The following is a 26433-nucleotide window of genomic DNA, read 5'->3' as shown; positions in this document are numbered from 1 at the left end:
ATGACGGACGTATCTGACGTACATGGAGAGGGCCGAGGGCCGCACGGTGCGTGCGGTTTGGTCGCCGACCGTGTTCGGCGTCTCGGTGAGGGGGAGGGCTCCCGGGACGCGTCCGGGGCATGTCCTGGCACAGCGGGGCCGGCCGGGGCACTGGGGAAAGGGCGGGCTGCCGGGCGCAGGCCGACCGGTGCGAGGTGTGCCAGGAGGCCCCCGGCCCGGCTGCTCGACGCTGCGGTGCCGTGCGGGTGCCGTGCGGCGTCAGGACCCGCCCGGATACGTAGGCGCGGTCTTCGATCAGCTTTTCGCGTGCTCGAACCTGCTGCGCCTTCGCCTACGGAAGCAGTTGCAGTGCCCCTCCCGCACCTGTCCGGGCAGGACGCTTCCCGATGCAAGATCGCGAAAGTGGCCGGCGCGCAGCAGCGCGGCGAGACCGCGCATCAGGCGGCGCATCCCGGTGTCCCTGATCGCCGCAACCGACTGACTTCGGATTACTCGGCGGTCTTGAAGTTGCCCGCCGGGTGAGCGAGCCAAGGTACGAACTCGGCTATGGGACCGCCTTGACATGGCCGGGCCCGGCGCGGTCGGTCAGCCCTGCGCGATCCGCGAGACGTGCTGCCACGCGGCCCAGGTCTGAAGGCGCTCGGCATAGAGGGGCTCGAGGATCTCGATGGGTTCGGTGCCGAACAGTACGCGCAGCGGCGGGTTCTCGGCGTCGACGATGTGCAGTAGTGCGGCGCCGGCGTCGCCGGGCTCGGCGTACCGGGCCTCGCCCATGCGGGCCGCGATGGCCTCGCGGACCTGGTCGTAGGCAGAGTTCGGCTCGGCCTGCGCGGCGGAGGAGCCGCCCCAGTCGGTGGCGAAGCCGCCCGGCTCGACGATGGTGACCTTGATCCCCGCCCCGGCGACTTCCTGGGAGAGGGAATCGCTGAAGCCCTCGAGCGCCCACTTGGACGCCTGGTACGCACCAAGTGACGGGAACGCAGCGACGCCGCCGACGGACGAGACCTGCACGATGTGGCCGCTGCGCTGCGCGCGCAGGATCGGCAGTACGGCCTGCGTGACCCAGAACGCACCGAAGAGGTTCGTCTCCATCTGGTCGCGCAGCTGCTGCTCGGTCACCTCCTCGACCATGCCGAACAGTCCGTAGCCGGCGTTGTTGACCACGACGTCGAGACGGCCGAACTTCTCGTGCGCGGCGGCCACTGTGGCGGTGACAGCGGCCTTGTCGGTGACGTCGAGCGCCAGCGGAAGGACCGAGTCGCCACCGTATTTGGTGACCAGATCGTCCAGTGCGGCCGCGTTCCTGGCGGTCGCGGCGACCTTGTCGCCGCGCTCCAGCGCCGACTCGGCGAACGCGCGGCCGAGGCCGCGGGACGTACCGGTGATGAACCAGACCTTGCTCATGACTCCTCCTTAGGACGGCATTCCGGGGCTGCCCCGGCGCCGACTTCACTGTAACCCAGAAAGTTAGACTAGTCCAAAAATGCATCCGTCCAGGAATCGGCACGTAGGGTGGGACTCATGGGAGGAACCATGAACCTGCGGGAGCGCAAGAAACTGGCGACCTGGCGCGCCATCCGGTCCGCCGCGCTGCGGCTCTTCGAAGAACAGGGCTACGAAGCCACAACCGTCGAGCAGATCGCGGCCGCGGCAAACATCTCGCGCGCCACCTTCTTCAACTACTTCGCCGGCAAAGAGGCCGTGGTCGTGGACCAGGACCCCGAGGAGCGCCGCGACTGGCAGGCCCTGATGAGCGACCGCCCCACGGACGAGCCGCTCTGGGACTCGCTCACCGTGATCATGTCGGGGTTCTGCGAGAGCCTGCGGGACGTGCTGCCGCTGCACCGCCGCCTCAAGGCGCAGTCGCCCGCCTTCGCCCAGACGGCGCAGAGCTTCGGTGCGCAGTTCTTCACCGACCTGAGGCAGTGGGTGGCCGCCCGTGTCACCCCCTCCGACGACGTGACCGCGATCCTGCAGATGAACCTCGCGCTGGCCGCCACCAACACCGCCTACGAGACGTGGCCCGCAGACGAGTCCTTCGAAGGGTTTCTGCGACGTCTCGAACGCTGCCTTCGCCAGGCGGGCCCTGGCACTGCCATCGACTGACCTGTCAGCCGCGCCGTACGTCCGCGCCTACGCCCATGTGCCGGCGTCCAGGTCCTGGCCGGCCGACGCCCACCAGGCTGGTGCGCACGCCACGGCGGCGTCGACCAGGTCTTCCCGGGTGACCTCCGGATCGCCGAGCCATTCTTTGACCACTCCGGCGAAACCGTGCGCCAGGAACTGGGCGACCACCTGGTGGCCGGTGTCGGGACCGCCAGGAACACGGGGACGGCTACGTCGTCTCCGTGGGCGAGGGCATCCACCGTGGTGGACCATGCGGTGGGCCGGACCCACCTCAGACGACGCCACCTGCGTATGGTCGGTGACGGACATGGAGTAAACGCGCCGCTTCCCGTGCTGTAACACCTGCAACGATGGCAACGGGGTTGGACTGCGGTCCACCGCAGGGAGGGGACGGGATCCGATGAGCCTTCGTCAGTTCGAGTACGCCCTGGCCGTTGCCCAGGAGGGCTCGGTGACGACGGCGGCGGGTACGCTGCGTCCACCGCCGCGACGCCGACCCGATCCTGAAGAGCGCGGCATTCCTCGCGGCTCTTGCGTAGCCCGTCGCGCAGTTCAGCGAACTCCGTTGCGAGCTGTTACCGAAGGACACCGGCCGGACTGGTCGAGGGGACCGATTGCCACGAGCGAGCAGCCCGAACTTCTTCTACCTGGCCGTCCCTCCAGTCGTCCTCGCAGCCCAGAGGTGCTGTCGGGACATCTCATGAAGCACTGCCTGCCAATCTCCCGTCCGATGTCAGCCAGTGGAATGTGGGGTCTCAAGGGATCTGGTGAAGTAGGCGAGGGAGAGGAAGTCGGCCTCGCGTAGCCCGATCCGCGGATTGACGTGGTGCAAAAGTCCGGGCCCGCGGTGGTGGTCGCTCACGTACGCATGGTCGAAATCGCTCTGCGTTGCGCGGGCTTTGGCAACGGCGACTCTTGGCGCCCCTCAACACGTCTCTCCGGGAGTGGAGTCCGGACATGGGGAGCCAACTGGGCCGACTCCCCACCGATCAGAATCTGCCCCTGCGGAGCCCGGTCGCCGCGGCCACCGTGCCCCTGTACGCAGAGCCAGTCACTCGCCTCGTCCGGCTCACGATCGACGATGCCGGGCCGCAGAATGCGAACCGGTCGTCGGCGGCCGGCGCCCAGGAGGCGTGCGCTTCGGGGAAGGCCCCGCGGTGGGGCATACCGAGGTCGGGGTCGCTGAAGACTCCTCGCGGATGAGGCGACCCTTCCCCTGCTGCTCGAAGCGGCACTATTGCATACAGTATTCAAACTGGCTAACGTCTACTCATGCGACTGACGAAGTCCACAGACCTGGCGTTCCCCATGATCATGCGGTTGGCGGTAACTGGTGCCGAACTCACCACCGCACGGTGGTGCCGGACATGACGCTTTACGGCGATGACGCGGCAATAAGGAAGATTCTCACCGCTGCCGGAGACACCTGGGCCGTGGTGGGCCTGTCCGACAACCCCGAACGGGCCGCTTATCGCGTGGCCGAGAAGCTGCAGCACATCGGCAAGAGGGTGGTGCCTGTGCACCCAAAGGCCGAGACGGTGCACGGCGAGCAGGGTTACGCCTCCCTTGCGGAGGTCCCCTTCCCGGTGGATGTGGTGAACGTGTTCGTCAACTCCGCCCTCGCCGGACGCATCGCCGACCAGGCCGTGGCGATCGGCGCCAAAGCGATCTGGTTCCAGCTGGGCGTCATAGACGAGGCGGCCTACGACAGGACTCGCGGGGCCGGTTTGCTGATGGTGATGGACCGCTCCGCGGGACGGGAGATACCCCGGCTGGGGCTGGGCTGACGCTCTCCGGCCAGGCACTGCGCCATCACACATCACTCACATTCCCAGGAACTGGGAGTCAAGGTGGCGGTGACGACGCCGTTCTCGTCGTCGGTTCTGGACGATGTGGCGCATCCCGTGCTTCAGAAGTGCGGGATGCGTCGAATTCTGCACTCTCTCCATACTCGTTGATGATGCCGCCGAGAACCCTGGTGCGGAGCAGGCTTCGGTCGTCGAGGTCGTGCACGATCGCCGTGGATGGGGGCGACGGTCGGCACAGCCAGTGGGCCTGTCCCGGCTCATGCCACCACACGCCCTCGCCGTACAGGTGCATGCCGCGCAGGAGGCCGAACAGGGCCACGGCGCAACTGCTGGTTGCGACCCTACTCAGCCCCCACGTACGGGCGATGGGCGGGCGAGCTGCCGGATCCAGGACCCTTCAAGGCGCCCGGGTTCCCGACTTGGTCAGGTTCGTCAACTGCACGACAGCAAATCTTCGTTACCTCTCAGAACACCTCTCGATGGAGATTGTATTCAGTATACTTACGACCGGCCGTACACCTGCATCGCGCCACCCGGAGGAGCCATGACAGTCCCGCACCCCGAACTGCTCGCGCACATGACCATCCACGCGCCCGACGGCATCGTCATCGTCGACAGCGAGGGGCTCATCCAGTTCTGGAACAGCGGATCGGAACGGATCTTCGGGTGGAAGGAGAGCGAGGTGCTCGGACAGAGTCTCGACCTGATCATCCCCGAGCGGCACCGGCGCCCGCACTGGGACGGCTTCCACGCGGCGATGGCCAAGGGCACCACCCGCTACGGCGCGAGCGACCTGCTGACCGTGCCCGCGCTCAAGGCCGACGGGTCGAGCCTGTCGATCGAGTTCAGCGTGTGCCTCCTGCCGGATCCGCAGGGCGGCGCCGGACATGTCGGCGCGGTCATCCGTGATGTCACCGCGCGCCGTGCCCAGGAGAAGGAGTTGCGCCGCCGCCTCGCCGACGCGAACGTTCGCGCCACGACCGTGTGAAACGCGGGGCACCGCGGGGAGGGCAGGGAACCCCGGGTTCCCTGCCCTCGCCGTCTTTCCGGGTCCGCACACGCGGGTGTCCCGCACGCTGGTCGCGCGCGGGACACCTCCCCCTGGCCCCCCTGTCACCAGGCGGACACGGCGTCAGGCGACGACGGAACCCTCGTGCAGCTTACGGATGGCGTCCGCGTCGTAGCCCAGGTCCGCGAGGACCTCGTCGGTGTGCTCGCCAAGCAACGGCGCCCCCTTGATGTCCGGCTTGAACCCGGAGAACTTCACCGGGCTGCCCACCGTCAGGTACGTGCCGCGCTCCTTCTGCTCCACCTCGACGATGGTGCCGCTCTTGCGCATGTCGGGGTCCTCGGCGAGCTCCTTCATCGACAGGACCGGGGCGCACGGCACCTCCCACTCGCGCAGGATGTCGACGGCCTCGTACTTCGTCTTGTCGGCGAGCCACTTCTCGATCTCGCCGAAGATCTCCATGATGTGCGGCTGGCGGGCCCTGGCGGTGCTGTACTCCGGGTCCTCGGCCCACTCCGGGCGGCCGATGGCCTCGGCCGTGCGCTTCCAGTTCTGCTCCTGGACCGTGAAGTAGATGTAGGCGTTGGGGTCGGTCTCCCAGCCCTTGCACTTGAGGATCCAGCCGGGCTGGCCGCCGCCACCCGCGTTGCCGCCGCGCGGCACGGCCTCGCCGAACTCACCGTGCGGGTACTGCGGGTACTCCTCCAGGTAGCCGACCTTCTCCAGGCGCTGCTGGTCGCGGAGCTTGACCCGGGTGAGGTTGAGTACGGCGTCCTGCATGGAGACCGAGACCTTCTGGCCGAGCCCCGTCTGGTCGCGCTGGATGACAGCCGCGAGCAGGCCGATCATGAGGTGCATGCCGGTGTTGGAGTCGCCAAGGGCGGAGCCGGAGATGGTGGGCGGGCCGTCCCAGAATCCGGTGGTGGAGGCGGCGCCGCCGGCGGCCTGGGCGACGTTCTCGTAGACCTTGAGGTCGTTCCACTTCGATTCTTCGTTGAAGCCCTTGACCGAGCCGAAGATGAGGCGCGGGTTCAGCTCGTGGATGTAGTCCCAGCCGAGACCCATGCGGTCCATGGCGCCGGGCGCGAAGTTCTCGACGAGGATGTCCGACTCGCGGATCAGCTTCTCCATGACCTCCTTGCCCTCGGGTGTCTTGGTGTTGATCGCCAGGGAGCGCTTGTTGGAGTTGAGCATGGTGAAGTACAGGGCGTCGAGGTCCGGGATGTCCCGCAACTGCTGGCGGGTCACGTCTCCGCCGTTGATGCGCTCGACCTTGATGACGTCGGCGCCGAACCAGGCGAGCATCTGCGTACAGGCGGGTCCGGCCTGGACCCCGGTGAAGTCGATCACCTTGATGCCTGCGAGCGGCTGTTCACTCATGTCTGAGTCCTTCTCGTGATGGGTTGCGCGGCGAACGGCGGTTGTGTTCGAGGAGGTTGAGAGGTGACTTGTCAGGTGTGCTGGGCGGGTCACTTCTTCGACGGCACGATGTTGCCGACCGTGATGCCCTTGGGGTTGAGGTGCGAGATGTGACCGCTCTCCGTGCCCGCGCCCGGGTCGATGGCGCAGTCGATCAGGGCGGGGCCGCCCGCGGCGAGCGACTCGGTGAGGGCCGCGGTGACCTCGGCGGGGGTGGTGGCACGATAGCCCTTGCCGCCGAACGCCTCGATCATGAGGTCGTGCCGGGCGGACAGCATCAGGGTGGTGGGAGACGGGGCGTCGTCGAGGGGGTTGACGTCGTTTCCGCGGTACACACCGCCGTTGTTCATGATCACGGTGGTGACGGGGAGCTGGTACCGGCAGATCGTCTCCAGCTCCATGCCGCTGAACCCGAAGGCGCTGTCACCCTCGACGGCGATCACTGGCTGGCCGGTCTCCACGGCGGCGGCGATCGCGTAGCCCATGCCGATCCCCATCACACCCCAGGTGCCGACGTCCAGGCGGTGACGCGGGACGTGCATGTCGATGACGTTGCGCGCCATGTCGAGGGCGTTGGCACCCTCGTTGACGAGGTACGCGTGCTGGTTGTCGTGCAACACGTCGCGCACGGCGCGCAGCGCGCCCATGAACTGCATCGGGTGCGGGTCGGCCGCCAGACGCCCGGCCATCTTCTCGACATTCTGCGCGGAGCGCGCCGCGAGCTCCTCGCGCCAGGCGGTGGGCGCGGAGATCTGACCCGGCTTGGCGCGCTCGGCCAGCACCTCGAGCACGGATGCGACATCGCCGACGAGCGGCGCCGCGATCGGCTGGTTGCTGTCCAGCTCCCTGGGCTCGATGTCGACCTGGATGAACTTCGCGTCGGGGTTCCACTGCGGCGCCTCACCGTGCCCCAGCAGCCAGTTGAGCCGGGCTCCGACGAGCATCACGACGTCGGCCTTGCGCAGCGCGAGGGAGCGGGCGGTCGCCACCGACTGCGGGTGGTCGTCGGGCAGCAGGCCCTTGGCCATCGACATCGGTACGTACGGGATGCCGGTCGACTCGACGAACTCCCGGATCCTGTCGTCGGCCTGGGCGTAGGCGGCGCCCTTGCCGAGCACCACCAGCGGCCGCTCGGCGCCGGCGAGGAGTTCGATGGCGCGGTCCACCGCCTCGGGCGCGGGCAGCTGGCGCGGGGCCGGGTCGACCAGCCGGCTGAGGGTCTTGTCGCCCTCCGTCTTGTCCATGATGGAGCCGAGCACGGCGGCCGGGATGTCGAGGTAGACGCCCCCCGGCCGGCCGGAGACGGCGGTGCGCAGCGCACGGGCGATCCCCCGGCCGATGTCCTCGACCCGGCTGATGCGGTACGCGGCCTTGCAGAAGGGCTGCGCGGCGGCGAGCTGGTCCATCTCCTCGTAGTCGCCCTGCTTGAGGTCGACGAGGTGGCGCTCGCTGGACCCCGAGATCTGCACCATCGGGAAGCAGTTGGTGGTGGCGTTGGCCAGGCCGACGAGACCGTTGAGGAAGCCCGGCGCGGACACCGTGAGAGCGATGCCCGGCTTCTTGGTGAGGTAGCCGGCCGCGGCCGCCGCGTGGGCCGCGTTGCTCTCGTGGCGGAAGCCGATGTAGCGGATGCCCTCGGCCTGGGCGAGCCGGGCCAGATCGGTGATCGGGATACCGACCACGCCGTAGATGGTCTCGACGTCGTTCAGCTTCAGAGCGTCGACGACCAGGTGGTACCCGTCGGTGAGCTCGGCCGGTGCGTCGGCGTTCGCCGCCGTCTCCTGTGGTGAGGGGGCTGTCATGGTCCGAGGTCCTCCTTGGGCAAGTGATGCTGTGCGGCTTGTGGATCCACCTTCCGCACCGGACCCTCGCCCCGTCCAAGACCTGGTGGCGACCAGCCGATAACCAGCGTTTATCAACCGGGGGAACGGGCTCTGGCACCTGCGGTGATAGTCGGCCGCTATCAGCCGTTCACGGTTACGCATTGGACGCTCACGGGCCGTGGCCCGCAGGCTCGCAGTCGACCGTTTCAGCTGTGTCGGCAGTTCGCCTCAACTGGCGCGAGGAGGTGCGGTGATGGCCACAGTGGCCACGGCGTCCGTGCGTGGACCGGACCGCTACCACCCGCCCGCGCTCACCGGTCTCATCGATCTGCTGTCCCGGCCCGTGCGGGCGCGCCCGCACGCGCGGGCCCTCGTCGTCGGTGCGGAGCGCACCGAGCTGTCATACGCCGGCCTCGCCTCGCTCGCCGACGACCTGGCCCGCCGGCTGACGGCCGCCGGGGTGCGGCCCGGGGACCCGGTGGGACTCGTCGCCGCGAATACCGTCGAGTTCGTCGTGTCTCTCTTGGGTGCGGCCCGGGCCGGCGCGGTCGTCGCCCCGTTGGACCCGGCCCTGCCTCCCGGTCAGCTGGGCGCGCGGCTCGGGGTGTTCAGGGCGCGGGCGGTGCTGTGCGGGCCCGAAGCACCTGCGGGCGTGCCGACCTGGCCCGTACGGGTTCGGGTCAGGCCCGGCGCCCCTTGTACGGTCACACTCGACACAACGCGCGCGCCGCTACGGCTGTACGGGACACCCACGCCGGGCCTCGCCCTGGACGACGCACTGATCCTGTCGACCGCCGGCACCATGGACCAGGCCCGCCTGGTGCCGCTGACCCACGGGAACGTGGCCGCGGCGGTGCGTGTGCTGTGCGCGACGTACGAACTGGGGCCGCGGGACGCGACGGTGGCGGTCATGCCGCTCTTCCACACGCACGGGCTGGTCGCGGCGCTGCTCGCCACGCTCGCCGGCGGCGGCTGCGTGCTGCTCCCGGCCGGGGGGCGCTTCTCGGCCGACACGTTCTGGGACGACATGCGCGCGGTGGGGGCCACCTGGTTCACCGCGGTGCCCGCCATCCACGAGATCCTCCTCGACCGTTCGGCCGGCGAACATCCCGCGCCGCTCGCACCGCCCCTGCGCTTCGCCCGCAGTTCCAGCGCTCCGCTCAACACCGCGACCCAGCGAGCCCTGGAGCGCACCCTCGGGGTGCCACTTCTGTCGGCCTACGGCATGACGGAGGCCGCCCATCAGGCGAGCAGTGAACCCCTGCCGCCGTCCGGTACATCCAAGCACGGCTCGGTCGGCCGGCCGACCGGGACGCGGATCCAGGTCGTCGACCCGTCGGGGCAGGCGTGCCCGCCGGGTGTGCAGGGCGAGGTCTGGGTGCGCGGCCCCAGCGTGGCCAGGGGCTATCTCGCCGATCCGGCGGCGACGGTGCACGGTTTCGGCGGGGGCTGGCTGCGCACCGGGGACCTGGGGCATCTGGACGCCGACGGCGCCCTGTTCCTCACCGGCCGGATCAGGAACCTGATCACCAGGGCGGGCGACCAGGTCTCTCCCGAGCACGTCGAGGACGTACTGTGCGGTTGTCCCGCCGTCGCAGAGGCCGCCGTGTTCGGGGTGCCGGACGAGCGGCACGGGCATCGGGTGGGCGCGGCGGTGGTGCTGCGTGAGGAGGAGGACGTGGAGCCCGCGGAGATCGTCAGGTACTGCCTGGACCGGCTGGCCCCGTTCGAGGTGCCGGAGCGGATCCAGGTCGTCCCCGCGCTGCCGTACACGGCCAAGGGAGCGCTGGACCGGCAGGCGGTCCAGCTGCGTTTCGCCCGGTGACATCGCGGCCGGGCGGGCCGGCTGGAGCCGCCTCGGCTCAGCGGACCAGCGGTTCGGTCGCGGGCAGCGGCTGGTCGAAGAACTCGTCCAGGCGCAGTGAGGCCGCCGCTGTGATGAACGCGCGGGCCGCGAGCGAGCCCGGCGTCGCGTCGTGGATCGCGACCGAGATGAGCGCCCGCGCGTCCGGCTCGACAAGCCGCAGCACGCGCATCCGGCCGGTGACCGGCAGGGCCCGCAGCCAGGTGTGCGGCACGATGCTGGTGCAGGCACCCGCGCCCACGTTCGCGTACAGGGTGGCCACGGAGTCGGTCTCCACCTGCGGGATGACGGTGACTCCGCTGCAGGTGAACGCGGCGTCGATGACCTGACGGATCCGCATGTCGGGGGTGAGCAGCGCGAGCGGCAGCTGGGACGCCTCGGCCCAGGTCAGGGTATCGGACTGGGGCAGCAGCTGATCGGCCGCGGCGAGCAGCATGTACCGCTCCTCGTAAAGCGGCGTCACCTGCAGCCCGTCCCGGTCCTCGGGGCCGAAGTGGGCGATGGCCGCATCGAGTTCGAAGGCACGGAGCTGCCGGATGAGCTCCGTGGTGGACAGGCGGGACCGCACCTGGACCTTGGCCAGCGGGTGCGCGGCACAGAACGCCGTCACCGGCAGCGCGAGCGTCGTCGAGGCCGTGGGCTCCGCGCCCAGCCGCAGCGTCCCGGTGATGCCCGACTGCACCGCGGCCACCTCGGCCTTGAACGCCTCCTGCTCGGCGAGGATCCGCTTGGCCCAGACGACCAGACGCTCTCCTTCGGGCGTCAGGCCCTGGTAATTGTGGCCGCGATTGATCAGTGTGACGTTGAGCTCGCGCTCCAGTTTGGCTATCGACACAGACAGTGCGGGCTGCGAGACGTAGCAGGCGTCCGCGGCCCGCGCGAAGTGCCTCTCCCGGGCCACCGCCACGAAGTACTCCAGCTGACGGAAGAGCATGCTCGCCTCCTGCTTCGTCCCCCGCACCCCATACGTCGCCGCCCCGACCAGGTCGAACACACCTGCGGTGGCTGCGCTGCCCGAGCCTACCCGGCAGCCCGGGCGGCGCCTCGCCCGCACCGAAGGCCCGGCTCCCCCACCGTCATTGCGGGAGCCGGGCCGCCTCTCATCCCGTGCCGGTGCGGCGCGCCAGCAGGTCCGTGGCGGCGTGCACCGCTCGGAGCCTGGGTGCCTCGGCGCCCGTGATGTCGGCCATCTCCACCACTGCAGTCACGATGGCGTCGAGTTCCAACTGCTTGCCCGCCTCCAGGTCCTGGAGCATCGACGTCTTGTGGTCGCCGACCCCCTCGGCACCCCGCAGCCGTTTCTCGATCGAGATGTCCGGTGTGCTGCCGACACGGGCGGCGATGTCCAGCGTCTCCTCCATGAGCTGGGCCACCAGGCGTCGCGTCGGCGGATGTTGGCAGATCTCGACCATCGTGGCTCGGGTGAGCGCGCTGATCGGGTTGAACGCGACGTTGCCCATCAGCTTGATCCAGATGTCGTCCCGCAGGTTCGGCTCCACGGGGCACTTCAGCCCACCCGCGATCATCGCCTCGCTCAGTGCGGTGCACCGCGCCGAGATCCCGCCGCCGGGTTCACCGATGGAGAAGCGGGTGCCTTCGAGGTGGCGGATCACGCCGGGGGTATCGATGACGGTGGCGGGGTAGACAACGCAGCCCACGGCCCGCTCCGGCGCAAGGACCTTGCTGGTCGCGCCGCCCGGGTCCACCGCCTCGATCCGGCGCCCCTCGTAGGGGCCGGCGAGCCGGTGGAAATACCACCACGGGATGCCGTTCTGCCCGGCGACGACGGCGGTGCGCTCGCCGAGGAGCGGTTCGATCAGTGGGCCGCTGGACGGATAGGAGTGTGCCTTCAGCCCGAGGAACACGAAGTCCACGGGCCCGATCTCGGTGGGGTCGTCGGTGGCGTGCGGGTGGGCGACGAAGTCCCCGCGCGGGCTGATGACCCTGACCCCGCGCTCGCGGATGGCCTGCAGGTGTGGACCGCGGGCGATCAGGTGGACATCGGCACCGCCCCGGTGCAGGGCCGCTCCTACGAAGGCTCCGATCGCGCCGGCTCCGAGGACAGCAATCTTCACGGCATCTCCTCTCGGGAGGAAGGGTGTGATTGGATACTGTATGCAGTCAGCGAGTCCGCTGTATACCCATCGCACCCGAACTGATAGGGCCGCGACGCCCCCGACCGCACGCCCGGATTCACCCTGGCGTCGAGCGAACTGCACACAATAAGCTGCGCGCCTCCTGTCCGGCGTCCCGCTTCCACCGCTCCTGACGCTTCCTGCCCACCGACGGACCCGCAAGGCCCCTGAGAAGAGGAGAGCAATGTCTGCCTCACCACCACAACGCATAGGCGTGGTCGCCGAGTCGACCTCCGGGGAGACCAGAGTGGCGGCCACCCCGGACACCGTCCGCCGCCTGACCGGGCTCGGCTACGAGATCGTCGTCGAGACCGGTGCCGGAACCGCATCGGGCTTCTCCGACGCGTCGTACGTCGAGGCGGGCGCACGCCTGGACGACGCCTGGCACGCCGATGTCGTCCTCAAGGTCAACGCCCCGTCCCACGACGAGGTGCGACGGCTGCGGGACGGGGCGACGATCATCGGCCTGCTCGCCCCCGCACAACACGCCGAACTCCTCACCCAGCTCGCAAGCAGGCCGCTGACCGCGTTGTCCATGGACGCCGTGCCCCGCATCTCACGGGCCCAGTCCCTGGACGTGCTCAGTTCGATGGCCAACATCGCCGGCTACCGGGCGGTCATCGAGGCGGCCCACGCCTTCGGACGGTTCTTCACCGGACAGGTCACCGCGGCGGGCAAAGTGCCTCCCGCGAAGGTGCTGGTGGCCGGCGCCGGAGTGGCCGGCCTCGCGGCCATCGGAGCCGCGGGGAGCCTCGGCGCGGTGGTCCGGGCCACCGACCCGCGCGGCGAGGTCGCCGACCAAGTACGGTCACTCGGCGGCGAGTTCCTGCCCGTCGAGGTCGAACAGGAGTCGGCGGGCGACGGGTACGCACGAGCCACCTCCGAGGCGTACGACCTACGCGCCGCCGAGATCTACTCCGAGCAGGCCAGGGACGTCGACATCATCATCACGACGGCCCTGATCCCGGGGCGCCCGGCGCCACGGCTGATCACGGCCGATCAAGTGGCCTCGATGAAACCGGGCAGCGTCATCGTCGACATGGCGGCGGCGCAGGGCGGGAACGTCGAAGGGACGGTGAGCGATCGGGCTGTCGTCACCGAGAACGGCGTCACCATCATCGGCTACACCGACCTCGCGGGCCGCCTGCCCGCCCAGGCCTCACAGCTGTACGGCACGAACCTGGTGAACCTGCTGAAGCTGCTCACCCCCGGCCGGGACGGGCAGCTGACCCTCGACCTCGAGGACGTCGTACAGCGGGCGGTGACCGTGGTGAGCGACGGCAAGACGCTGTGGCCGCCGCCCCCCGTCGCGGTCTCGGCAGCGCCCGCGAAGGCCCCCGCCTCACCGGCGTCACCGGTCGATCCGGCGCCGCCGCGGCGCCTGTCACCCGCGGGCCGCTACGGACTGATCGGGCTCGGGATGCTCGCCCTGTTCGCGCTCATCGCCGTCTCGCCCGCCCAACTCGCGGCCAACTTCACGGTGTTCGCGCTCGCAGTGGTCATCGGCTACTACGTGATCGGCAAGGTCCACCACGCGCTGCACACCCCGCTGATGTCAGTGACCAATGCGATCTCAGGGATCGTGGTGGTGGGGGCGCTGCTCCAACTCGGCCACCCGCCCCTGGCCATCAGTGTGCTGGCCTTCGTGGCCATCCTGCTCACCACCGTGAACATCTTCGGTGGGTTCGCCGTCACCCGACGCATGCTCGGCATGTTCTCGAAAGGCTGAGGTTCGATGAATGCATCCACGGCGGCCCAGGCCGCAGACATCGTCGCCGCACTGCTGTTCGTCTTCAGCCTGGCGGGGCTCTCCCGGCACCACACCGCCCGGGCGGGGGTGGCCTACGGCGTCGCGGGAATGGCGCTTGCACTCGTCGCCACCGTCGTCGTCGCCGGGCGCTCCGTCTCCGGCGGCTCGATCGCGCTGATCGCCGTCGCGGGCACGATCGGTGGCGCGATCGGCCTGTGGCAGGCCCGCCGGGTCGAGATGACCCAGATGCCCGAGCTGATCGCCGTGCTGCACAGCCTCGTCGGGCTCGCCGCCGTACTGATCGGCTGGAACAGCTACTTGGAGGTCGAGGCACAGCGGCCGGGCTCCACGGAGCTGGCCGGGTCGCTGCTGCGGATCCATCACGCCGAGGTGTTCATCGGCATCTTCATCGGCGCGGTCACCTTCACGGGTTCCGTGATCGCGTTCCTGAAACTGTCGGCGCGCATCAAGTCCCGGCCGCTGACCCTGCCCGGGAAGAACCTGCTCAACGTCGGCGCCGTGTTCGCGTTCGTGACCCTGACCGTCTGGTTCACCGTCAGCCCGAACCTCGCTCTGATGATCGCCGTCACCGTGCTCGCGCTCGTCCTGGGCTGGCATCTTGTCGCCTCCATCGGCGGCGGCGACATGCCCGTCGTGGTCTCGATGCTCAACAGCTACTCGGGCTGGGCCGCCGCCGCGGCCGGCTTCCTGCTGGACAACAACCTGCTCATCGTGACCGGGGCACTGGTCGGCTCCTCCGGCGCCTACCTGTCGTACATCATGTGCCGGGCGATGAACCGGTCCTTCATCTCCGTCATCGCGGGCGGCTTCGGCGTCGAGGCCGCACCCAGCGGCGAGCAGGAGCAGGGCGAACACCGGGAGATCAGCGCCGAGGACACCGCAAACGTGCTGGTGGGCGCCACGCAGGTGATCATCACCCCGGGGTACGGCATGGCGGTCGCCCAGGCACAGCACCCGGTGGCGGAGCTGACGCGCCGTCTGCGGGAGCGCGGCGTGACCGTGCGCTTCGGGGTGCATCCCGTGGCGGGGCGGCTGCCGGGGCACATGAACGTACTCCTTGCCGAGGCCCGCGTACCGTACGACGTCGTCCTGGAGATGGACGAGATCAACGACGACTTCGCCGACACCTCGGTGGTCCTGGTCATCGGCGCCAACGACACCGTCAACCCGGCGGCGATGGACGATCCCGCCAGCCCCATCGCGGGGATGCCGGTGCTGCGGGTGTGGGAGGCGGAGCACGTCGTCGTGTTCAAGCGGTCCATGGCCTCCGGATACGCAGGTGTGCAGAATCCGCTGTTCTTCCGGGAGAACAGCAGCATGCTCTTCGGCGACGCCAAACAGAGCGTGGAAGCGATCCTGCGCGAACTGGCAGCGAGCGACCCGAGCCCGGCAGCGGGCTCCGGACGTCGGCCGGCGGAACAGCCCGCACCTGCCTGACGTACACAGATTGCATACAGACGCCTATATGCTGAACGCGCTTCCTCTCGCCCCATCACCAGCACCTCCCCGCAGCCCACCACCAGGGAGCCCATGCGCGAGCCACGCACTTTCCCAGCCACCGTGACGACACCCGTCAACAGGCCTGCGCCCCTGCGCCAGGCCGTCTACGACGTCCTGATCGAGCTGATCGTGGGGGGTGTACTCCAGCCGGGCCGGCATCTGATCGAGGCCGAACTCGCCGAGGACCTCGGCGTGAGCCGCCAACCGGTGCGCGAGGCACTCCTGCGCCTCCAGGCCGACGGATGGGTGGAACTGCGTCCCGCAAGGCGCATTCGTGCACAGCCCGACCGTCGAGGAGGCCACCCAGCTACTCAGCGTCCGCGCCGTCCTGGAGACCCACTCGGCGCGCGGCGCCGCACAGTACGCGACCGGTCCGGACATCACGCGGCTGTGGGAACTGCAGGCCGCCGGAATAGCCGCGCTCTCCGCTGACGACGCCCGCGGCATCGTCGAGGCGAACGCGGCGCTGCACGGCTTCATCACCGAGCTCGCGCGCAACCCCATCCTCGCCGAGCTGATCCGGCAGGTCGACCGCCGGGTGCGCTGGTACTACATGCCCATCGCCCGGCCACGCGGCAAGGACGCGTGGAACGAGCACGCCGACATCATCGACCGCATCGCGGCCGGCGACGCCGACCGGGCCGAGGAACTGATGCACCATCACACCCGGACGACCACCGACTTCTACTGCCGGCAGCTGACCGCGGCACCCCGAGCCCGGGCGTGACCGCGGCGGCTCCGGCCGAGCTCACCTCAACTGCGGCACCTGACACACCAATCGACCGGGCCGGACGGAGCAGGGAGCGCACCCCACCGTCCGGCCCGGCCTGTGCCACGGGCGCCTCGCCGGACGACTGCCGCCGCCGCCCAACGCTCTGTCAGCACCCGCGCACGATCTGCGGGCCCGGGCGCGAAGTTGCGCCCGGGCGTTCGCTCAGTTCGACGCGCTGGTCAGCCCGCGGCTGTCGCCGACGGCCTGCACGGGGGGCCGCTCCTGGTCCGCGGGGCGGCCGGGCTGGCGCAGCAACAGGGTGATCAGAGCCGACAGGAAGGCGATGCCGCCTGCCAGGTAGTAGCCGCCCGAGTAGCCCCAGGCGCTGATCACCGACGCGGCCAAGCCACCGCCGCCGACACCGCCGACCAGCTTGGCGCTGTAGACGAGGCCGTAGTTGGTGGCATTGTTGTTCTCCCCGAAGTAGTCCGGTACCAGTGCCGCGAACAGCGGGTAGAAGGCGCCTCCGCCGAAGCCGTTGACGAAGGCGAAAATCAGGAACATCGGCTCGTTGTGGGCCTGCCCGGACCACAGCACGCCGAACTGCGCGACGCCCGCGATCACGAGGACCAGCGTCAGGGTCTGCCGGCGGCCCAGGGTGTCCGACAGCCAACCCACGGCGGCCCGGCCCACACCGTTGACCACGGCGAGCACACCCGCCGAAGAGGCGGCGATCAGCGGCCCGAAGCCGAGGCTCTTGGCGAAGGGGACCTGGAAGTTGATGCCGAAGAGCGAGACGCCGCCGATGCAGACAAGGGCGAACCACATCAGCGGCAGCTGCCCGGTCCTGATCGCCTGCATCGGGGTGAACTGCCCCTTGGCCGGCGGGTTCTTGCGCAGTCGTCGCGCCACACGCTCTGCGTCCTCGCCGCCGCCACGGTTGAGCGGGTCCACGTCGTGCGGCCACCAGCTCTTGGGCGGGTCGCGGAAGAAGAAGCCGCAGCCACCCACGAGGAGGACCATGCCCAGGGCGATCAGATCGAGTACCAGCCGGTAGTTGTCGGCGTGGAACCAGTAGCTGAAGACGAAGATCAACGGCAGCGTGCCGTAGGCGAACCCGCCGTTGACAAAGCCGGTCCGCGCGCCCTTGTTGTCCGGATACCACTTGCCGACCATGTTGATACAGGTCGCGTAGACAAGTCCGGAGCCGGCGCCACCGAGCACCGAGTAGCCGAGTATCACCACAATGGGGTTCGAGACGTGGGAGATGGAGAGAAAGCCGAGTCCGGACAGTACGGCTCCCAGGAGCATGCCCGTCTTGGCGGAGAGCCTTCCGGTCTCCCGGAGCCTGCCCGCGGGGAAGGCGATTCCCGCCTGGAAGACCGCCCAGATACTGGCGATCCAGAAGGCCTCGGTGAGGGTCCAGCCATGGGCGTGCTCGAGGGTCGACTCCGCCGAGCTGTAGCCGTACTCGTAGACGCTGACGCCCATCATCGCGATCCACGGGAGCCAGACCATCCACGCCCGAGGCCTGCCCAGGATGGAGCGGTCACTCTCCCCGACGCGGTAGACGCGTCCGTTGGCATCGGTGACCTCTCGGTACGAGGAGGAAGTCGCCTGCGGTGTTACTGACATGTGTGCCTTCCCTAGCCTGAAAAAGAGCTTGGCGTGCGCCCCCTGGGGCCTTGCTCTTCGTGCGGTGGGTGAAAGCGACTCCCCTCCACGGTGCGCGCCCGGGCTCTCGCCGGGCGCGGGTAGGGGGTACGCCGTCGGCGCGTCACGGGTCCGGGGCGGCATCCCGGAATCCGCCGGCGTGCAGGCGGTGACCTGGTGGTTCGTCCTCGGCGCGGCGGGTTCGGGGCCGTGGCGAGGTATGACAGACAACTGACCTGCCGATCACGGCGCAGGGAGCCTGACCGGTGATTGCATACGGTATGGAGAACCGAAATCGTGTGTCCAGTGGGGCGGCATGAAGCTTGACCAGTGCATTACTCAACTACCTTTGGGGACCGTGCAGTTACGCGCCGCAGCCGAGCGGGACGACTGCTTCCGGGCATGCCGAAGGACCCCGCGGGGGCTCCCCGCGGGGCTGTTCGAGACATTGCCCGCTGCGTCACACCGCAGCGGGCCGCGCCCTCGACCCCACCGTCAGCGCAGCAGCTTCACCGCCTCGACGACCAGCGGGTGCACGCCCGGCGCGTCGGAGTCCACCAGCGCGCGCAGCCTGGTGCGCATCCGCGGGTCCCAGAACCTGCCGATGTGTCCGGCCAGTTCGGTGGCCGCCTGCGCCGTGGGCAGATGGGCGAGGTTCACGGCGATGTCATTGGCCATGCGGCGCTCGGACGGCTCAGTTGCGTCCATGTCTGTCAGTCTCCCGCCGTCAGGGCGCCCACGGGGGCCTCGGCGGCCGCGGTGGCCCCTTCGTGCCCCCGCGGTGCCAGGGCGACCTGGACGGCCGTAACCTTGTACTCCGGGCAGTTGGTTGCCCAGTCGGAGTTCTCCGTGGTCACCACGTTGGCGCCGGTGACCGGGTGGTGGAAGGTCGTGTAGACGACGCCGGTCGGCATCCGGTCGGAGACCAGGGCGCGCAGCGTGGTGCGGCCGACCCGGCTGGCGAGGGTGACCAGATCACCGTCGGTGATCCCGCGGTCCTCCGCGTCGTGCGGGTGCAGTTCCAGTACGTCCTCGGGGTGCCAGGCGACGTTGCCGGTGCGGCGTGTCTGTGCCCCGACGTTGTACTGGCTGAGGATGCGCCCGGTGGTGAGCACCAGCGGGAAGCGCCGGGTGGAACGCTCATTCGTCGGCACGTACGAGGTGACGACGAACTTGCCCTTGCCGCGCACGAATTCGTCGATGTGCATGACGGGCGTGCCCTCGGGCGCCTCGGCGTTGCACGGCCACTGGATGCTGCCCAGCTTGTCGAGCAGGGCGAAGGAGACGCCCTCGAAGGTCGGGGTGACCGAGGCGATCTCGTCCATGATCTGGCTCGGGTGGTCGTATGCCATCGGGTACCCCATGGCGGTGGCGATCTCAGTGACGATCTGCCACTCGTGCTTGCCCGCCTTCGGCGCCATCACCGCGCGCACCCGGTTGATTCGGCGCTCCGCGTTGGTGAAGGTTCCGTCCTTCTCCAGGAACGACGCCCCAGGCAGGAACACATGCGCGAACTTGGCGGTCTCGTTGAGGAACAGGTCCTGGACGACGACGAGTTCCATCGCCTCCAGGGCCGCGGTGACATGCTTCAGGTTCGGGTCGGACTGCGCGATGTCCTCTCCGTGCACGAACAGGCCGCGGAAGGAGCCGTCGATGGCCGCGTCGAACATGTTGGGGATGCGAAGCCCCGGCTCGGGCAGCAGGGCGGCGCCCCACAGGTCCTCGAACACGGTGCGCACCGCGTCGTCGGAGACATGCCGGTAGCCGGGCAGTTCGTGCGGGAAGGAGCCCATGTCGCAGGAGCCCTGGACGTTGTTCTGGCCGCGCAGCGGGTTGACGCCCACGCCGTCGCGGCCGATGTTCCCGCACGCCATCGCGAGGTTGGCCATCCCCATGACCATGGTCGAGCCCTGGCTGTGCTCGGTGACGCCCAGACCGTAGTAGATCGCCCCGTTGGGTGCGCCCGCGTACAGCCGGGCGGCCGCACGCAGTTCGTCGGCCGGAACCCCGGTGACCGGTTCGACGGCCTCGGGGCTGTTCTCGGGGCGGGCCACGAACGCGGCCCACTCCTCGTAGCCCTCGCACCGCTCGGCCACGAAGTTCCGGTCCACGAGCGCCTCGGTGACCACCACGTGCGCCATGGCGTTGACCACTGCCACGTTGGTGCTCGGTCGCAGTTGCAGATGGTGGTCGGCCTCGATGTGGGGCGAGCGTACGAGATCGATGCGGCGCGGGTCGACCACGATGAGGCGGGCGCCCTCGCGCAGACGGCGCTTCATCCGGGAGGCGAACACCGGGTGTCCGTCGGTGGGGTTGGCGCCGATCACCACGATGACGTCGGCCTCGGCGACCGAGCGGAAGTCCTGGGTGCCCGCTGATTCGCCGAAGGTCTGCTTGAGCCCGTATCCGGTGGGTGAGTGGCAGACGCGCGCACAGGTGTCGACGTTGTTGTTGCCGAAGGCGGCCCGGACCATCTTCTGGACGACGTACACCTCCTCGTTCGTGCACCGCGAGGAGGTGATCGCGCCGACCGCGCCCGTCCCGTACGTGTCCTGCAGAGCCCGCATCCGGCGCGCGACGGTGGCGATGGCCTCGTCCCACTCGACCTCGCGCCACGGGTCCGTGATCTTCTCGCGCACCATGGGCTTGAGGACGCGGTCGGGGTGCGTGGCGTAGCCGAAGGCGAAGCGGCCCTTGACGCACGCGTGGCCCTCGTTGGCGCCGCCGTCCTTGTACGGCACCATGCGGACGAGCTCGTCGCCGCGCAGTTCGGCCTTGAAGGAGCAGCCGACGCCGCAGTACGCACAGGTGGTGAGGACCGAGCGGGTCGGCATGCCGAGGTCGACGACAGACTTCTCCTGGAGCGTGGACGTCGGGCACGCCTGCACGCAGGCTCCGCAGGAGACGCACTCGGAGTCCATGAAGGACTCCCCCGCGCCCGCCGCCACCTTGGAGTCGAAACCGCGTCCCTCGATGGTCAGGGCGAATGTCCCCTGGACCTCGCCGCAGGCGCGGACGCAGCGGGAACAGGCGATGCACTTGGACGCGTCGAAGTCGAAGTAGGGGTTGCTGGTGTCCTTCTCGGCATCGAGGTGGTTCTCCCCCTCGTAGCCGTAGCGCACCTGGCGCAGTCCGACGACGCCCGCCATGTCCTGCAGTTCGCAGTCTCCGTTGGCGGGGCAGGTCAGACAGTCCAGCGGGTGGTCGGAGATGTAGAGCTCCATGACGCCCTGGCGCAGCTTCTCCACCTTGGGTGTCTGGGTGCGCACCTGCATACCGTCGGCGCACGGGGTGGTGCAGGAGGCGGGCGTGCCGCGCCGGCCGTCGATCTCGACCACGCACAGGCGACAGGAGCCGAAGGCCTCCAGGGAGTCGGTGGCACACAGTTTGGGGATGTCGACGCCGGCGAGCGAGGCTGCACGCATCACCGAGGTGCCCTCCGGCACGCTCACCGGCATGCCGTCCACCTCGAGCGCCACCGTGGCCTCCCCCGGTCGCTCCGGGGTGCCGTGATCGGGTTCCTTGAGCAGTGTCATGCCGTGCCCTCCGTCCTCGTGCCGGCGGCGGCTTCACCGAGGAAGTCGTCCGCGAAGTGGGCAAGGGCGCTGCGCACGGGCAGCGGGGTCAGTCCGCCCATCGCGCACAGCGAGCCCTCGGTCATCAGCTCGCACAGGTCGTCGAGGAGCGCCAGGTTCTCGTCCCTCTGCTCCCCCGCCACGATCTTGTCGATCACCTCGACACCGCGCACCGAACCGACCCGGCACGGGGTGCACTTGCCGCAGGACTCGGCCGCGCAGAACTCCATGGCGAAGCGCGCCTGGGCGGCCATGTCGACGGTGTCGTCGAAGACCACGATGCCGCCGTGCCCGACCATCGCCCCGGCCGCGGCGAACGCCTCGTAGTCCATCGGCAGGTCGAACGAGGAGGGCGGCAGGTAGGCGCCGAGCGGCCCGCCGACCTGCGCGGTGCGCACCGGCAGGCCCGACCGCGTGCCACCGCCGTACTCCTCGATGAGTTCGCGCAGCGTGATACCGAAGGCGGTCTCGACGATGCCGCCGCGGGCGATGTTGCCACCGAGCTGGAACACCTGGGTGCCGCGGGAGCGGTCCACGCCGAGCTCCTGGTACGCCTTGGCGCCCTGGGCGAGGACGACGGGGACGGTGGCGAGCGTCAGGACGTTGTTGACGACGGTCGGCTTGCCGAACAGGCCCTCGATCGCGGGGATCGGCGGCTTCGCGCGGACCATGCCGCGCTTGCCCTCCAGGCTCTCCAGCATGGAGGTCTCCTCGCCGCAGATGTACGCGCCCGCGCCGACCCGCACATGCAGATCGAAGTCGAGCGGTGTGCCGAGGACCGAGGTGCCGAGCCAGCCGCGGTCGCGGGCGGTGTCGATGGCGGCGCGCATCGTGGCGACCGCGTCCGGGTACTCGGAGCGGATGTAGAGGTAGCCCTCACGGGCGCCGACGGCGTGCGCGGCGATCGTCATGCCCTCGATGAGCAGGAACGGGTCGCCCTCCATGAGCATGCGGTCGGCGAAGGTCCCGCTGTCGCCTTCGTCGGCGTTGCAGCAGATGAACTTCAGCTCGCCCGGGCAGTCGAGGACGGTCTTCCATTTGATGCCTGCGGGGAAGCCCGCCCCGCCTCGCCCACGCAGGCCCGAGTCGGTCACCTCGGCGACCACGTCGGCGGGCGTGAGCTTCAGCGCGGTGCGCAGCCCGGTGAGACCACCGTGGCGCAGGTAGTCGTCGGCGTCGAGCGGATCGATGACGCCGACGCGCGCGAAGGTGACCCGGTTCTGCCGGGCCAGCCACGGCAGTTCGTCCACCGGGCCGAGACTCAGGGGGTGCTCGGCCCCGTCGACCAGGCCGGCTGCGAGCAGTGCGGGAACGTCGTCGGGGGTCACCGGGCCGTAGCCGATACGCCCGTGCTCGGTGGCGACCTCGACGAGCGGTTCGAGCCAGAGCATGCCGCGCGATCCGGTGCGTACGAGATCAATGGTCAAGTCGGCGCTGTCGGCGGCCTGTTGGATTGAGGTGGCCACCTCGTCGGCGCCCACGGACCGGGCTGCCGAGTCGCGGGGGACGTAGATCCGCACATGGGGCTGTGCGGGATGCTGGGTCATGACAGGGGTGCCTCGCTTCCGTCGGGCGTGGCGCCGACGCCGTCGCGCCGCGTCTGTTCGGTTCCGTGGAGCAGCGCGCCGAGCCGCTCCGTGTCCACCCGGCCGTACAGGCGTCCGTCCACCTCAACGGCGGGGCCGAGGGCGCAGTTACCGAGGCAGAAGACCTGCTCGACGGTGACCGAACCGTCTTCGGCGGTCCGGCCCAGGGTGAGCCCCATCTGCCGTACGTACTCCACGAGATACCCCGCACCTTGGGCCTGGCAGGCCTCGGCGCGGCAGACGCGGACGGTACGGCGGCCCGCGGGCTCGGCGCGGAAGTCGTGGTAGAAGCTCACCACTCCGTGCACGTCGGCCCGCGAGAGGTTGAGCTCGTCGGCGAGCACCGGTACGGCCTCCTGGGGCACATGCCCCAATTCGGCCTGCACGGCGTGGAGGATCGGCAACAGCGCGCCACGCTGCTCGTGATGGGCGGCGGCGATCTTCCTCACCACCTGCTCCACCGTCGGATCACTGGTCCGGATCTTCATGGTCGTGCGGCCTTTCGTCAGGGCCGTGGAAGGGGTACGGGCACGGGCACCTGGGGGTCCGGTCCGAGCACCACGGTTCGCGTTCACAGGGGCACCTCGACCTCCCCTCGCGCGCACGGCGCAAGGGGCCAAACAGTCCTAGCGAAGCATGCAACCCTGATGCATACAAGCTTCTGTATACAGAATCCCACGGGAGACGTCTACCGATCCGCCTCGACGGTCCGTCGAATTCGCTGTTGGCCGCGCCGGGTTGATCCGATGCTCGACCACCCTCCGCCCCTGTGGGACATCACGCTAGGCCGTCGCGGGACACCCCTCTGCATACGAAAACCTGTATCCTGAATCGGCCGCCGCGCGGTCCGCCCGGGGGTTACGGCCGGCACAGCCGCCGACTCGGTGAGCTCGGGGGCGGAACAGGAGAAGCATGAGCCAAGGCCTGACGGCTGCCTCCGCCCGACGCGTCGCCCGCCCGACGCCACTGCGCCAGGCGGTGTCCGATGCCCTGGCAGAACTGATCATCAGCGGCACCCTGAAACCGGGCCAGCATCTGGTCGAATCGGATCTCGCCGAGCATCTGGGGGTCAGCAGGCAGCCCGTGCGCGAGGCGCTGCAGCGCCTGCACACGGACGGCTGGGTCGACCTCAGGCCCGCCCAGGGCGCGTTCGTGCATGCCCCCACACAGGAGGAGGCGACCCAACTCCTCGACGTCCGTACGGTGTTGGAGACCTACTCCGCACAACTGGCTGCGCAGCACGCCAAGCCCGAGCACATCGAGCGCCTGTGGCAGCTCCAACAGGAGGGCGTGGACGCACTGGCGGAGAGTACGACCGACCGCCTGGTCGCCGCGAACACGGCCCTGCACACCTACATCACATCCGTGGGCGGCAACGACGTGCTCGCCGAGCTGATCGCACAGGTGGGGCGCAAGGTGCGCTGGTACTACACCCCGATCGCCAACTCCCGCTCCAAGGGCTCCTGGAACGAGCACGCCCGCCTCATCGAGGCGATCGCGAAGGGCGACCCGGAGCGGGCCGGCGAGATCATGCGCAAGCACACCGAGCGCACCCGCACCTACCGCAAAGCCATCGCGGCGGAGGCCGCGAACGCCTGACCGTCGCCGGAGCGCGCGGTCCCGGAAGCGGATCGCGCCAGCGCGCCCAGCGAGGGGTGCACCGCGTCGTACCCGACGACTGCGCACAGCTCGAGCAGCCACGGCAGCACGCCGCCGAGCAGAATCCCGAAACCCTCGCCGTCCGCCCCCAGCATCGCCTCGGCCGGGACGCGCACCGGGTCCGCGACCACCGTGGACGTGGCGCTGGCAAGCGGCGCCCCGGTGGCGCGCGCCGGAACGAACAGGCCGGGAGCGTGGGCCGGAACGCCCCAGAGTGTCAGGCCACCGTCCGAGGCGACAGGTTGCGACGACCAGACATAACTGTCCGCCTCGCCTGCGGCGACCACATCACGCTTGCGTGCCCGCAGCGCCACCACGCCTCCAGTCCGCCCTGCCGTCGAGCGCACCGCTCCCCCGGCGCCGTCCTCCACCATCGCGAGGGTGCACAGATGGCGGCCGGCCGCGACCTCACCCCGCAGCCACCGGCCGCCGTACGCCTCGACCACCGTGGCCGCCGCGTAGTGGGACTGGAGCACCGCGGCCGTGGCCGGGCACACGGGCATGACCCGGGCGACGACCTCGGCGGCTCGTGCCAAGTCGGCGCCACCACCGGGAGGTTCGGCCGAGCAGGTCAGCCCGAGGAGCCCGGCCCGGCCGAGGGCCATGACCGCCTCGCGCGGGAACTTCCCTTCCTGGCGCGCCAGTTCGCCGGCCGGAGCGATGACGTGGTCCAGGACGTCATGCAGTGCGCTGGGATACGACACGGGGCGCCCCCTCAGGTGCGATGTCCGATCCGCCCCGGGCGGGCGGTCCCGATGGCCTCGGCCGCGGATCGCGGACCAGTGAGGCACCGTTGCATTGCATACAGTATGCTATTGGTGTCCGCAGTGCTACGCGTCGGACGACCACGGCCCCCAACTCCCCTTCGAAAGGCGCAAAGCCGCGGGGACGCTCAGTCGAGGTCCGGGATCTCCCTCAGCAGACCCGCCGCCACGTCGAAGACAAAGCCCCTCACGTCGTCGGTGTGCGGCAGAAACGGCGACGTACGCACCCGCCGCATCGACTGCCGTACGTCCTGGTCGACGTCCCGGAACGACTCCACCGCCCAGGCCGGGCGCTGCCCGACCTCCCGCTCCAGCTCGTACCGGAACTCCTCGGTCAGCGTCTGCAGGCCGCACCCCGTGTGGTGGATGAGGGCGACGCTTCGGGTGTTCAGGGCGCGCTGGCTGATGGTGAGGGAGCGGATGGTGTCGTCGGTGACCACTCCACCGGCATTGCGGATGGCGTGGCAGTCCCCCAGCTCGAGGCCGAGCGCGGCGTGCAGGTCGATTCGGGCGTCCATGCAGGCCACGACCGCCACTCCGAGGACGGGACGGACATCCATTCCGGGGTCGCGAAACGCGTCGGCGTAGGCGCGGTTGGCCCGTACCAGGGAGTCGATGACCGATTCCTGGCCAGGGGAACCGGTGGACGGGCGTGGACCGGAAGGTGTCGATGTCAACATGCTCGATCGCCTCTCAGGGTCGATGCTCGGGCAGAACGGAGCCGGGTAAAACGCTGTCGCCCCGGCGAACCGGGGCGACAGTTGGGAGACCAGAAGTGGTCGTCAGGAGTGTGGGCGGCCCAGTGCGGTGGGCACCGCGCGGGGACACCCCGGCGCTCTGCCCCCCGCGCGGCAGGGCCGAACCCTCACCTCCTGCTCAGAGCGCCTCCCTCGCGACCGCGCCTGTGGCCGTGCGGACGCCCCCCTGCTCCGCCCGGCCAGGCGCCTTGAGGAAGCACGCGAGGACCGCGGAGGCGAGACCGATGCTGCCCGCCAGGGCGAAGGCACCGCCGTAGCCCCAGGCACTGA

Annotated in this window: 20 protein-coding genes and 2 pseudogenes; 8 read left to right on the top strand and 14 right to left on the bottom strand. The window is 69.7% G+C overall.

The features are described 5' to 3' along the window. Window positions 1–585: 585 nt before the first annotated feature. Complete coding sequence (locus ACIA8E_RS36705; RefSeq protein ID WP_399305073.1) at window positions 586–1404, bottom strand: SDR family NAD(P)-dependent oxidoreductase; 819 nt, start codon at window positions 1402–1404, stop codon at window positions 586–588. A 117-nt stretch (window positions 1405–1521) separates the two neighbouring features. On the opposite strand from ACIA8E_RS36705, the gene ACIA8E_RS36700 reads away from it, so the two are divergent. Further along, window positions 1522–2106, top strand: coding sequence for a TetR/AcrR family transcriptional regulator (locus ACIA8E_RS36700; protein WP_399305070.1), 585 nt, complete (start codon window positions 1522–1524; stop codon window positions 2104–2106). A gap of 27 nt (window positions 2107–2133) precedes the next feature. Here ACIA8E_RS36700 and ACIA8E_RS36695 read toward each other — a convergent pair whose 3' ends face one another. Then, window positions 2134–2295 carry a hypothetical protein gene (locus tag ACIA8E_RS36695; protein WP_399305067.1) on the bottom strand — a complete coding sequence of 54 codons (162 nt, stop codon included), beginning with the start codon at window positions 2293–2295 and terminating at the stop codon, window positions 2134–2136. Window positions 2296–3494: 1199 nt separating this feature from the next. Between ACIA8E_RS36695 and ACIA8E_RS36690 the strand changes: the two genes are divergently transcribed. Further along, entirely contained in the window at window positions 3495–3914 is a 420-nt protein-coding gene (locus ACIA8E_RS36690) for a CoA-binding protein (RefSeq protein WP_399305064.1), read from the top strand. Between the two features lie 565 nt (window positions 3915–4479). Further along, on the top strand, window positions 4480–4923 hold the full coding sequence (locus ACIA8E_RS36685; protein WP_352272673.1) for a PAS domain S-box protein: 444 nt from the start codon (window positions 4480–4482) through the stop codon (window positions 4921–4923). Between the two features lie 144 nt (window positions 4924–5067). Here the strand turns inward: ACIA8E_RS36685 and frc are convergent, their stop codons facing one another. Then, entirely contained in the window at window positions 5068–6324 is a 1257-nt protein-coding gene (frc, locus tag ACIA8E_RS36680; protein ID WP_399305061.1) for a formyl-CoA transferase, read from the bottom strand. Between the two features lie 89 nt (window positions 6325–6413). Beyond that, the gene (gene oxc / locus ACIA8E_RS36675; RefSeq protein WP_399305058.1) at window positions 6414–8165 is read right to left on the bottom strand and encodes an oxalyl-CoA decarboxylase; all 1752 of its coding nucleotides are present in this window, start codon (window positions 8163–8165) and stop codon (window positions 6414–6416) included. 274 nt (window positions 8166–8439) lie between these two features. Between oxc and ACIA8E_RS36670 the strand changes: the two genes are divergently transcribed. Continuing rightward, window positions 8440–10011: a FadD7 family fatty acid--CoA ligase gene (locus ACIA8E_RS36670; RefSeq protein ID WP_399305055.1), complete on the top strand. Its 1572-nt coding sequence runs from the start codon at window positions 8440–8442 to the stop codon at window positions 10009–10011. 37 nt (window positions 10012–10048) lie between these two features. On the opposite strand, the gene ACIA8E_RS36665 is transcribed toward ACIA8E_RS36670, so the two are convergent. Together ACIA8E_RS36665 and ACIA8E_RS36660 are read right to left on the bottom strand one after the other, a co-directional pair. Next, window positions 10049–10984, bottom strand: a complete 936-nt coding sequence (locus ACIA8E_RS36665; RefSeq protein ID WP_399305052.1) for a LysR family transcriptional regulator — start codon at window positions 10982–10984, stop codon at window positions 10049–10051. A 166-nt stretch (window positions 10985–11150) separates the two neighbouring features. Next, window positions 11151–12125: a 2-dehydropantoate 2-reductase gene (locus ACIA8E_RS36660; RefSeq protein ID WP_399305049.1), complete on the bottom strand. Its 975-nt coding sequence runs from the start codon at window positions 12123–12125 to the stop codon at window positions 11151–11153. 244 nt (window positions 12126–12369) lie between these two features. Between ACIA8E_RS36660 and ACIA8E_RS36655 the strand changes: the two genes are divergently transcribed. From ACIA8E_RS36655 to ACIA8E_RS36645, 3 genes and pseudogenes are all read left to right on the top strand, one after another. Then, window positions 12370–13914: a Re/Si-specific NAD(P)(+) transhydrogenase subunit alpha gene (locus ACIA8E_RS36655; RefSeq protein ID WP_399305046.1), complete on the top strand. Its 1545-nt coding sequence runs from the start codon at window positions 12370–12372 to the stop codon at window positions 13912–13914. A gap of 6 nt (window positions 13915–13920) precedes the next feature. Beyond that, complete coding sequence (gene pntB, locus ACIA8E_RS36650; RefSeq protein ID WP_399305044.1) at window positions 13921–15393, top strand: Re/Si-specific NAD(P)(+) transhydrogenase subunit beta; 1473 nt, start codon at window positions 13921–13923, stop codon at window positions 15391–15393. A 93-nt stretch (window positions 15394–15486) separates the two neighbouring features. Beyond that, a pseudogene (locus ACIA8E_RS36645) lies at window positions 15487–16183 on the top strand (GntR family transcriptional regulator). Between the two features lie 207 nt (window positions 16184–16390). Here the strand turns inward: ACIA8E_RS36645 and ACIA8E_RS36640 are convergent. The 5 genes from ACIA8E_RS36640 to ACIA8E_RS36620 form a co-directional block, all read right to left on the bottom strand. Beyond that, window positions 16391–17803 (bottom strand): OFA family MFS transporter, encoded by a 1413-nt coding sequence (locus tag ACIA8E_RS36640; protein ID WP_399305041.1) that lies wholly within the window; start codon window positions 17801–17803, stop codon window positions 16391–16393. A 513-nt stretch (window positions 17804–18316) separates the two neighbouring features. Further along, window positions 18317–18529: a formate dehydrogenase subunit delta gene (locus ACIA8E_RS36635; protein WP_399305038.1), complete on the bottom strand. Its 213-nt coding sequence runs from the start codon at window positions 18527–18529 to the stop codon at window positions 18317–18319. Window positions 18530–18534: 5 nt separating this feature from the next. Continuing rightward, the gene (gene fdhF, locus ACIA8E_RS36630) at window positions 18535–21357 is read right to left on the bottom strand and encodes a formate dehydrogenase subunit alpha (RefSeq protein ID WP_399305035.1); all 2823 of its coding nucleotides are present in this window, start codon (window positions 21355–21357) and stop codon (window positions 18535–18537) included. Continuing rightward, on the bottom strand, window positions 21354–22943 hold the full coding sequence (locus ACIA8E_RS36625) for a formate dehydrogenase beta subunit (RefSeq protein ID WP_399305032.1): 1590 nt from the start codon (window positions 22941–22943) through the stop codon (window positions 21354–21356). The genes fdhF and ACIA8E_RS36625 overlap by 4 nt, the downstream gene beginning before the upstream one ends. Next, window positions 22940–23470: a formate dehydrogenase subunit gamma gene (locus tag ACIA8E_RS36620; protein ID WP_399305030.1), complete on the bottom strand. Its 531-nt coding sequence runs from the start codon at window positions 23468–23470 to the stop codon at window positions 22940–22942. Before ACIA8E_RS36620 ends, ACIA8E_RS36625 begins: the two co-directional genes overlap by 4 nt. A gap of 424 nt (window positions 23471–23894) precedes the next feature. Between ACIA8E_RS36620 and ACIA8E_RS36615 the strand changes: the two genes are divergently transcribed. Continuing rightward, complete coding sequence (locus ACIA8E_RS36615) at window positions 23895–24581, top strand: GntR family transcriptional regulator (RefSeq protein ID WP_399305027.1); 687 nt, start codon at window positions 23895–23897, stop codon at window positions 24579–24581. On the opposite strand, the gene ACIA8E_RS36610 is transcribed toward ACIA8E_RS36615, so the two are convergent. The 3 genes and pseudogenes from ACIA8E_RS36610 to ACIA8E_RS36600 form a co-directional block, all read right to left on the bottom strand. Further along, window positions 24542–25345 carry an acyl-CoA dehydrogenase family protein gene (locus ACIA8E_RS36610; RefSeq protein WP_399305024.1) on the bottom strand — a complete coding sequence of 268 codons (804 nt, stop codon included), beginning with the start codon at window positions 25343–25345 and terminating at the stop codon, window positions 24542–24544. The two genes, ACIA8E_RS36615 and ACIA8E_RS36610, sit on opposite strands and share 40 nt — an antisense overlap. A 188-nt stretch (window positions 25346–25533) precedes the next feature. After that, a complete protein-coding gene (locus ACIA8E_RS36605) occupies window positions 25534–26085 on the bottom strand; it encodes a beta-class carbonic anhydrase (RefSeq protein ID WP_399305021.1) in 552 nt (183 codons plus the stop codon). A gap of 196 nt (window positions 26086–26281) precedes the next feature. After that, a pseudogene (locus tag ACIA8E_RS36600) lies at window positions 26282–26433 on the bottom strand (MFS transporter); the annotation flags it as partial.

It is taken from the genome of Streptomyces sp. NPDC051664 (genome assembly GCF_044453545.1).
Taxonomy (GTDB): Bacteria; Actinomycetota; Actinomycetes; order Streptomycetales; family Streptomycetaceae; genus Streptomyces.
This window is presented reverse-complemented; position numbering and strand designations above follow the sequence as displayed.